This is a genomic window from Azorhizobium doebereinerae UFLA1-100 (assembly GCF_000473085.1).
In the GTDB taxonomy this organism is placed as follows: domain Bacteria; phylum Pseudomonadota; class Alphaproteobacteria; order Rhizobiales; family Xanthobacteraceae; genus Azorhizobium; species Azorhizobium doebereinerae.
Map to the genome: position 1 here is coordinate 1 of NZ_AXBA01000097.1, position 1352 is coordinate 1352.

1 protein-coding gene is annotated in these 1352 nt (G+C 63.0%); it reads right to left on the bottom strand.

The window, feature by feature from the left end; translation table 11 throughout:
* Window positions 1-266 precede the first annotated feature (266 nt).
* Entirely contained in the window at window positions 267-1280 is a 1014-nt protein-coding gene (locus tag YU1_RS0125700) for an IS110 family RNA-guided transposase (RefSeq protein WP_029006469.1), read from the bottom strand.
* Between the last annotated feature and the right edge of the window lie 72 nt (window positions 1281-1352).

Consider the following 1352-nt stretch of genomic DNA (forward strand, 5'->3'; position numbering starts at 1 on the left):
AGGGGTTTCTTCTGACAGGCTTCGGCGGCTTGGCGCTTCTATCGGTCGTGTGTCAGGCCTCTGGTCGTGACCTGCGCCACGGGGCCGGTATGCAGTTCGAAGAACAGGGTCCAGATCGGTTCAGAGAGCTTTGCGCTCGAGCCCCGGGACTGGTTTTCCCCGTCCTGAACATTGAAGTCCTTGCCGCATAGGTCGTCAGTCGATCTCCTTGCCGGGGTCCGAGGACCCCGAGGCGATAGTTGTCCCCTTCTGAGGAAGGCGACCGCTCACGCCATCCTGTAATTTTCCTCCCTTGTCATGATCGCCCAGATGATCCTGGCCATCTTGTTCGCCAAGGCGACGGCGGCGACCATGCGAGGTTTGCGCCCGACGAGGTTCCCAAGCCAGCTCCCTGGGAGGATGCCCTTGCGGACAATCCATCGGATTCGGCTCATGGCGCCGACGATTAGAAGCCGGCGGATGTCGGTCTGCCCCATCTTGCTGACACCGCCGAGCCGCGTCTTGCCGCCCGTCGATCGCTGTTTCGGCACGAGCCCCAGCCAAGCCGCAAAGTTCCTCCCGCTCGAGAAGGCGCGCAGATCGGGGGCAAAGGCGAGGACAGCGCCAGCTGTCACAGGACCGACACCGGGGACCGTGCAGAGACGGCGCATCTCGGCATTTTCCTGGGTTGCATCCCTGAGCCCGCGATGCAGCTCTTCGATTTTGAGCGTGAGAACGTCGATCTGATCGAGGTAGAGCCGGACGATCTCTCTGACGGCGTCCGGCACCTCCGGCCCTGCTTGGTCGAGCAGTTCGACGATCTGCTTCAGGTGAGCCGGTCCCTGGGCGACGATCAACCCGAACTCCGCCAGATGGCCACGCAGGGCATTGATCAGCTGGGTACGCTGGCGGACAAAACACTGGTGGGTCCGGAAGGCTACTGCACGAGCCTGTTGCTCGGCACTCTTGACCGCGACGTAATGCATGTTCGGACGCAGCGCGGCTTCGGCGATCGCGGCCGCGTCAGCGGCATCATTCTTCTGCCGCTTCACAAAGGGCTTCACGTAGATCGGCGGAACCAGCCGAACATCGTGTCCAAGGCCTTGACCAAACCGGCCCCAGTAGTGGCTCGTTGCGCAGGCTTCCATCGCCACGATGCAGGGCGGCTGCGCGCTCAACAGCTGGATCAGCTTCGTGCGGGACACCGTTCGGTTGAACAGAACCGCCCCGCCCCGATCCGTGCCGCAAACCTGGAAACTCCGCTTGGCCAGGTCGATCGCAAGGACATGAACATCTGGCATGTGCTCCTCCCCTGAAAGCGCCACCACGGCGCTGCCCGGACACAATACGTGCCCGCTGGAGGGGGCATCCAC